Raw genomic sequence first — 7,157 nt, 5'->3', positions numbered from 1 at the left:
GGTTGGGGCCCCGCCCGGTGGGGGGGGTGGGCGCGGTGTTGCGGTTTTACCCCAACCCGTTTTGGGGGGGGGGCGGGGGGCCCCCCCCCCCCGGGGGGCCCCCCCACAGCCGCGTCCGCACCCGTACCGTTCTTTTCCGGTCGATCCGGGTTTTGCGGGTAAGGGCGATAGGCGGGGCGGTTGTCGTGACGCAGTCGGGAACAGATTGCCTCCAAATGATCGGCAACCGCCCCGCTTGTCTTCGTATCCGAAAAGGGTCGATCCCGAATAACATGGCACGCAGCTTGCAGGGCAATCGGGTTGTCGAATTCATTCGGTCCGTTGACTGTACCGGCGGGTCATCCACCGGGGCGGGACCGGGGCGGCCCCCTTCGGGTGAGCCGCTGCCCACGTGGGGAGGCGGGGAAGCCTCGGAGGGCGGGGGATCTCCGGCAGACGAACAGCCGAGCCTTACCTACGGACCGGTCAAGAAGCCCGCCGCGGTGCGGCAGGCCTACTCGCGTGCACGCGCGCGGCTGATCAACGCTCTCGGGCTGGCGAAGGAGGCGGCGATCAATGAGTGACCACTACCAGGACGTCGAAACAGACACCCGTGCCGCGGTCGAGGCCGCCCTCGAGGCCCTGCTCTCCGGGCACCAAGCCGGCCTTCACTCCGCACTCTCATCCGCCCTGGACACACGAGCAGGTTTCGAGCAGCTTGGCCGCAAGCCGAGCGCCAGCTGGGCCTTGCCAGATGACACCAAGGCAGCAGCCAACGTGTTCCGACGGGTGGACCGCTGCGTGGGTACGTGGATCGTGCAGAAGGACGCGAGGCGTGCCCGCTCGTACGGGGAGGCTGACCGCTTCCGGGTCAGCGCGCGCAGCACGGCCTGGTCCCCGGTGTCGCGGGGGTACATGCGCACCACCGCCCCGCGACCCCAACCCAACCGACTCCAGCGGCATCGAGCACAACCCGTGCGCAACACACCTGCACATTGACCACCGCTGAGCTGGACGCACAGCGCCCACCGACGCCCTTCACCACGAACAGCCACCCTCGCCCCCGGCCACTGCGGCCGGGGGCTTCGTGCTTCCCGGAGGAGACCGCGTGCCCACCCATGACGCCCTGCCCCGCTTCACCGCCGACCTGGACCGCCTCACCCCCGAGCAGCGCCGCCGCTTCCGCCAGACCGTGTCGGCCTTCGTCGACGACCTGCGCACCGGGTACTTCCGCGCCGGCCTCCGCGAAGCGCGCGGGTTCACTGAATCCTGGGGCTGGAACGGACGGAGCCCGCACGCCGACCCCTTGTTCGATGAGGGGGCATACGGGTTCCAGGTGGAAGGAAATCATGGTGATCGGCGCTGTAGACCAGGCCGCGCAGCAACTCCCGTCACGGCAGGTCGGTACGTCCCAGCCATGCCGGTTTCACCGGCACGCCATCCTCGTCGCGCTCCACCCCCACCGCTACCGACGGTGGCGGTGGCGGGGGCGGGAGCTCCCGCGTCGTGGCCGGCAGCACCTCAGCCGCGCCTGGCTCATCGCTGACCCGTTCCGCTGGTGCAGGGCGGTCGGTGTCGTCCAGGAGTTCGGCAGCGGAGAAGCGGGTGGCGTGGGACTGCCAGGCGCCGTCGACAACCAGCAGAAATCCATCGCCGTTGCGGAAGAGGCGGCGACGCTTGGGGCTCCTAGGGTGCTCCGGCGTGTAGGCACGCGCCCGCCTCTCCAACTCCGCCAGAGCCATCTCACGCCCACCCTCCACGTGCGCCATCACGTAGGCCTCGGTGTGTTTATGCTCGCCCGAGCCGACCGTTGTCTCCAGGATCAGTCCCCACGTCGCCATGGCCGGCTCCCTTCCCTATTTCCATCGAGCAGTGGCGGCACGGCAGATGTGATGCGTTTCTGCTGGCCTTCCTCGGCAGCGGGCTGCGAGGTTCCCCGGTCTCCTTCGCCGTGGCTACGGTGTGGGGCAGCCGAATTTGGCCCTTGCCTCCTTGGTGAAGGCGTTGAACAGGTCACTCGGGGTGGGTGCGCCGGTTCCTAGGGATTCGGTGTACCGGGGGCCAGGCTCCATGGCGAAGTAGGTGGCCTTGCCGGCGCAGTCGGACACGATGTGGGTGGCATCGAATCCGTGCCCGGTGAATCCCTGGGACTTACGGATGCCCTCGATGACGGCTGGGTCCCGGGTCACCGAGAAAGTGGCGTACGCCGCCTTCCCACCCTCGGCGGTAGCCGTGCCGCAGGACCAGCTGACGTCGGAGACCTGAACGGTCTCCAAACGGACTCCAGGCACGGTGAAGCCAGGGAGGCCACACACACTGCTGGCCACGGCCGGGCGCTGGCGCATCACGGGAGCGATGCGAGCCGGGGCCGCCAGCGGGACGGTCGGGGCGCAGCCGGCGCGGTCGCTGACCCGGTTGGCTGTGCCAGTCAGCAGACCGACAAGTTTCGCGGTGTCCGCGCTGTCCGGTGCGTATGCCTCGACCAGCCCCGCCTGGCGGTCCGTGCAGTCCCCTTGGAGAAGCACCCAGGCTCGGCCGGAGACAGCGCCGCCGCCCGGGAAGAACGACACGGCCGAGGCGTCGGGCCAGCGGCCGCCGGTGAAGGCAAAGTCGCCGCGCTCGGTGGTTCCCTGGATGTGGAGGGTCTGCTTGTGGGAGCCCGGCAGCGCCGCCGCCTTGCGCTCGATGGCACAGTCGAACTGGGTCTTTCCGTCGTCAGCGCCGGACCGCGGGCCTTGGCGGTCAGATATCCTGCCGGCGCCCGTGAGTACGGCCTCGACGGACTCCGCAGTCACCACGCCGCCGCAGAGGGCCGAGTCGCCGAACGCGTTCGTGTTCAGCCACAGATGCAGACCGCCCAGAGCGGCCACCGCGGTGACGGCGGCGGCGAACGTCTTGCGGGGGAACTTGGCTGCCCGCTGCGGGGTGGTGGTCATAGAGCTTCACTTCCTCGTGCGGAGCGCGGAGTACGCGTCCTCGCGGCCGGTGATGTAACTCTGCTTGGCCTCGCCCCTGGCGTGTTCGTGTGCCACGGACCCATTGGCGCCCTGCCCGGTCGCGAAGGAGTCGATCAGGGAGTTTGTCGCGCCCACTCCGGCTGCGGCGTCCGTGCTCTCTTTTTTGAGTGCCATGGCCTCGTGCTCGGCCGCGACGTCTTTGGACCATTCGTAGGTGGCGGCGTCGATCATGCGTTGCGCCGGGTCGCCGATGATCGGGAGCTGGGTGATGAGGCCGCCGAAGCCGTGGTAGCCGTACCGGGCGGCGTCGTTCATGTTGCCGATCTTTGTGTCCCGGTCGTCGAGGGTGATGTCGGAGCCGATGGCGTTCATGGCTCCGAAGACCTCGCCAACGTGGCGGGCGCGGTTGTCCCAGTCGCCGACGACGTTGCCGGCCTCGCCCGGTCCGGCGGGCTTGGCGTGGGTGAGGTACTCGGCGGAGTATCGGCGTTCCGATTCGTACATCACGTCGTAGGCGGTGATGGGCTGGCCGGTGGAGCCCGTTCCGACCTCGCCGTCGGCGACGCCGCGCATGACGCGGAGCAGGCTGTGCTTGCCGCTGGTGATGCTGGACTCGTCGCCGTGAGCGGTGATGCCGTCTTGGCCCACGGGGCTGCCGGGCGAGGTGCCGCTGAGAATGGCGTGGGTGTCGGCTGTGTAGTCGACCAGGGCGCGGCCCAGGGGCGCCTTGAGGTTGTCGGCGATGGTGTCGCCCTTGCCGTCGGCGTCCAGGATGGAGATGGTCTGCTGCATGACCCGCGCCTCGGCCTCGGAGTGGTGGCCGTAGTCTGCTGCTGCCACACCCGGTTCCCTGCCCGTGGTGGAGGCTTCCAGTGCCAGGCCGAGACCGGTGCGGGCGTCCTTGCCCTCAGACTCAAGCTCGCTGTGGGTCTCGCGATCGCCCTGCCACAAGAGCGAGTCGTCGAACTTCCAGTCGCGGGCCTTAAGCAGGTACTGGAGGTTGTCGTTCTTGTGGCCCGGTCCCGGGTCCAGGTACGAGGTTGCGGCTTCCGGGTTCTTCGACATGATTCCGAGGACCCCGTCGAGGGGATCGTGGACGAACCCGCTCTTTTTGGCGCCGCTCAAGTCACCGCTGAGGTCCCAGACGTTCGGGTCCCCTCCCTGCTTCTTGTCTTCGGCCTTGCGGATGTCCGAGGCCAGATCGTGTAGGAACGGGGTGGAGTAGCCGTCCCCGTTCTGCATGAGGGTGACCAGGCTCTGGTAGCCGCGGACCTTCTGGCCGTGTTCCCGGCTGAGGACGTTGGGTGCGTCGCCGGCCTGTTTGAGGTCGTAACTCTCCAACCCGGCCTTGTTCAGCTGCGTGCGGAAGTTCTTGTAGAAGTCGGACTTCGGGTCCTGCATCGCGTTCGACAGCGAGTTGGCCAGGCCCTTCTGCAGGTCCAGGTAGCGCTGCTTGTTGCCTTTGTCGTCGCCATATGCGTGATCGTTGAGCTTGTTGGCGAACTTCAGCGTGTTGTCCGCGCCCATCCCGTTCAGGAAGGTCTGGGTGAACTCCGGCCGCGAGGAGTTGTCGCGGAAGGAACGATTCAGCTCCGCGTAGTCAGCCTCCGAGACCTTCTCGCCGCTGTTGATGCGGGTGGCGATGTCCTCGGCATTACGAGCTTCGTAGACCTCGATGTCACCCTGCGCTCCGGCATTGAAGCCGTCGAGTGTCTCGTCGTTGCCCTTGCCGAAAGCGTCCTTGTTACTGTCGACGACCACGGCCTCGAGGGCGATCTTCACACCCTGGTCGGCGTCGGAGACGGCCCTCACGAAGTCGTTGATGTGCTGCTGCCACTTGGCAACCGCCGTACGGATGGTGGTCTCACCATCCGGGTCATGGTGGATCGCACTGCGTTCCTGAGCGGTGAGCTTCGCGTAGTCGTAGGCGACGTTCCCTTGGGCCGAGACCGTCATACCGGCCTTGATCGCGTCGTCCCGTGCGCTCTCGACCCTCTTCTTGAGGTCGGCGAACTGAGTGTGGGCATCCCGTAACAGGCTGGCGACGGCCTTGGCCTGGGTCTGGGCTGCGGAATACTCGTAGCGGGTGGCAGCGAAGCTCGTACGGGCCACGCCGGCACTGGCACCGGTCCAGCTCTGTCCCATGCTGATCTTCTGGACACTGTCACCGTAGCGGGTCTCGACCTTTTTCAGTTCGCCGGCCAGGGAGTCCCACTTGTCTGCGGCCGTGGTCAGCAGGCCCAGGTCCGTCGTCATCACTTTGTAGTACGTCAGCATTCGTTCCCCCTAGAGCCCGTTGACCTTCGACTGACCGATCGGCCGGAACTGGTCACCCAGGCCGATGTCATTGCGTACGAACAGGCCCGAGGCGCCCCGCAGGGCGCTCTTCTCGGATCCGAGGCAGCCCATCAGAACCTTGACCTGCCTGTCCCACGTGTCCGCGCCCTTCTTCAGACCCTCGGTGCGGTGCCCCAGCCCTCGAAGCCCTTCACAGTGCTGTTGGTCGCCTCGTCCGCGTGCTCCGTGGCGGTCTTGGTGTTCGGCTGGAGCTCGGTCTCGATCGTGTTCGCTGCCGCCGTCTTCTCGGCGGGCGTGGACCCAAAAGTCCCCGACCCCCCAGGCGTCAAAGGCCCCACAGGGAGGGGCCCCTGTTCCGTTCAACCGCATGCCCACTTGGCCATCAGCCGCACCGGAACGCGACAGGCCCCACTCACGAGCGAAATCTCCCGACACGCCCCGCCCTCCCCCTCGACGTCCCCTTGATCATAGGCATGGCAACCGCACCGTCGAGCACGCAGCTGTGCCAAGGCACAGGGAACAGCAGGCTTCCGACCCCATCGCCTGGTGTCGGCGTCATGACACTTCTGCATACACCTGGTTCCGCGCCTGCTCCCCAGCTGGAAGCAGCCCGCGAGCGAGCCGGTGCCCTGACCCTCACCTGGGCAGCTTCGCGGTGCGCTCGGGATGGGCGGTGCCCACGTAGTGCATGGCGGTCCTCTCCGTGATCCCGAACAGGCGCATGAGCCTGAGGGGGTCGGCGGTTTCCGCTGCCTCGTTGAGGCTGCGGTCCTGGCGCAGACAGACCAGGGAGAGCCCTTGGGGCACGTCGTTGCGGAGCAGGGTCTTGCCGACGGCGCCGACCCCCTCCACCTCGCGCACGTGTTCTCCCTCGGCGCCAAGGCCAGCCTCCGCTACACCAGCGCAGTGAGCCCATCGGATGCAGAGCTGACGCGCGCACCCCCAGGAAACGCGTTGATCACCACGGCGACCACCCTGTTGATGCCGTAATCGAATGCATGCACCGAATCTGAAGCGTGACGGTGACCGCCGATACTCGACAGCCGCCGAGCGCCGCGCCAGCCGGTCAGCTCGGACCGATAGCCCTTTCGGCGTCCAGGTGATCAGGAGTCGCCGCTGTCTCGATGGATAGCGGGAGCTCGAACCAGACCACCTTGCCGCTACTCAGCCGAGTCGCACCCCACCGCCGCGCCAGGCGATTCACAACGTAGAGCCCCTCCCTGCCTCGTCGCGGTCCCAGGCCTGACGCTGGTGCGGGAGCTGCGGGGAGTCGTCGCCGACCTCGCAACGCAGTACGTCCGTGCGCAACAGGCGCAGGGTCACAGGCCGTTCGGCGTACCGGATGGCATTGGTGACCAGCTCGCTGACCAGCAGCTCCAACGAGTCGCTCAGCTCCTCCAGGTCCCAGCGCTTCAGGGACTTTCGGGCGAACCGGCGGGCTCGTCCCGGAGCAGTATCGTCCGGGTCCAGGAACCAGTACGTGACGTCGGTCGGTACGATTCCTTCGAACCGGGCCGCCAGCAAGGCGATGTCGTCGTCCCGGTCTCCGGGGCCCAGCATGTCGAGGACATCGTCGCAGAGCCCCTCGAGCGGCGGCGGCTGGTCCAGGCCGGTCAGCTGCGCGGTGGTGGCCAGGCGCTCGCGCAGCTGCTCGATGCCCGTCCACACGTCGCGCAGCCGCGATTCGACCAGGACGTCGATGTACATGAGCAGGGTGGCCCCGGCGGGGGCGTCCAGCTCCACGGCCTCGAAGTCCACGCCACCGACGCCGATGGGGGCGCCCGCTCGGATGCGCAGCACCTCGGCGCGGCCGCTCGGGTGCAGGAGAACGGGCGGCGGGTGGCCGGCGTTGGCGATGGTGATCCGGTGCGAGACCGGGTCGTACACCGCGTACAGGCAGGTGGCCATCCGGTCGGAGCCGAG

The 7,157-nt window shown here is 67.7% G+C and carries 7 protein-coding genes and 1 pseudogene; 1 reads left to right on the top strand and 7 read right to left on the bottom strand.

The annotated features are described in order from the left end of the window. The first annotated feature begins 555 nt into the window (after positions 1 to 555). Positions 556 to 978 carry a hypothetical protein gene (locus ACFXA3_RS29840; RefSeq protein ID WP_385191679.1) on the top strand — a complete coding sequence of 141 codons (423 nt, stop codon included), beginning with the start codon at positions 556 to 558 and terminating at the stop codon, positions 976 to 978. Positions 979 to 1,370: 392 nt separating this feature from the next. Here ACFXA3_RS29840 and ACFXA3_RS29835 read toward each other — a convergent pair whose 3' ends face one another. The 7 genes and pseudogenes from ACFXA3_RS29835 to ACFXA3_RS29805 all read right to left on the bottom strand — a co-directional run. Beyond that, positions 1,371 to 1,820: a hypothetical protein gene (locus ACFXA3_RS29835; protein ID WP_385191678.1), complete on the bottom strand. Its 450-nt coding sequence runs from the start codon at positions 1,818 to 1,820 to the stop codon at positions 1,371 to 1,373. Between the two features lie 114 nt (positions 1,821 to 1,934). Then, positions 1,935 to 2,915, bottom strand: coding sequence for a hypothetical protein (locus ACFXA3_RS29830; RefSeq protein ID WP_385191676.1), 981 nt, complete (start codon positions 2,913 to 2,915; stop codon positions 1,935 to 1,937). Positions 2,916 to 2,921: 6 nt separating this feature from the next. Beyond that, entirely contained in the window at positions 2,922 to 5,192 is a 2,271-nt protein-coding gene (locus ACFXA3_RS29825; protein WP_385191674.1) for a DUF6571 family protein, read from the bottom strand. Between the two features lie 30 nt (positions 5,193 to 5,222). Beyond that, the gene (locus ACFXA3_RS29820) at positions 5,223 to 5,345 is read right to left on the bottom strand and encodes a hypothetical protein (RefSeq protein WP_385191673.1); all 123 of its coding nucleotides are present in this window, start codon (positions 5,343 to 5,345) and stop codon (positions 5,223 to 5,225) included. Between the two features lie 41 nt (positions 5,346 to 5,386). Beyond that, positions 5,387 to 5,563, bottom strand: a complete 177-nt coding sequence (locus ACFXA3_RS29815) for a hypothetical protein (protein WP_385191672.1) — start codon at positions 5,561 to 5,563, stop codon at positions 5,387 to 5,389. 307 nt (positions 5,564 to 5,870) lie between these two features. Continuing rightward, the gene (locus tag ACFXA3_RS29810; RefSeq protein WP_385191671.1) at positions 5,871 to 6,095 is read right to left on the bottom strand and encodes a hypothetical protein; all 225 of its coding nucleotides are present in this window, start codon (positions 6,093 to 6,095) and stop codon (positions 5,871 to 5,873) included. A gap of 205 nt (positions 6,096 to 6,300) precedes the next feature. Next, positions 6,301 to 7,157, bottom strand: a pseudogene (locus tag ACFXA3_RS29805) (SpoIIE family protein phosphatase); the annotation flags it as partial.

The organism is Streptomyces sp. NPDC059456 (genome assembly GCF_042750055.1).
Classification (GTDB): Bacteria; Actinomycetota; Actinomycetes; order Streptomycetales; family Streptomycetaceae; genus Streptomyces.
Note: the sequence above shows the minus strand (reverse complement) of the source record. Positions and strands in the feature narration are given on the sequence as shown.

Excerpts from the sequence above, each read along its gene's own strand:
- ACFXA3_RS29840 (WP_385191679.1), top strand. The coding sequence starts at position 556 with ATGAGTGACCACTACCAGGACGTCGAAACAGACACCCGTGCCGCGGTC.
- ACFXA3_RS29835 (WP_385191678.1), bottom strand. The coding sequence starts at position 1,820 with ATGGCGACGTGGGGACTGATCCTGGAGACAACGGTCGGCTCGGGCGAG.
- ACFXA3_RS29830 (WP_385191676.1), bottom strand. The coding sequence starts at position 2,915 with ATGACCACCACCCCGCAGCGGGCAGCCAAGTTCCCCCGCAAGACGTTC.
- ACFXA3_RS29825 (WP_385191674.1), bottom strand. The coding sequence starts at position 5,192 with ATGACGACGGACCTGGGCCTGCTGACCACGGCCGCAGACAAGTGGGAC.
- ACFXA3_RS29820 (WP_385191673.1), bottom strand. The coding sequence starts at position 5,345 with ATGGGCTGCCTCGGATCCGAGAAGAGCGCCCTGCGGGGCGCCTCGGGC.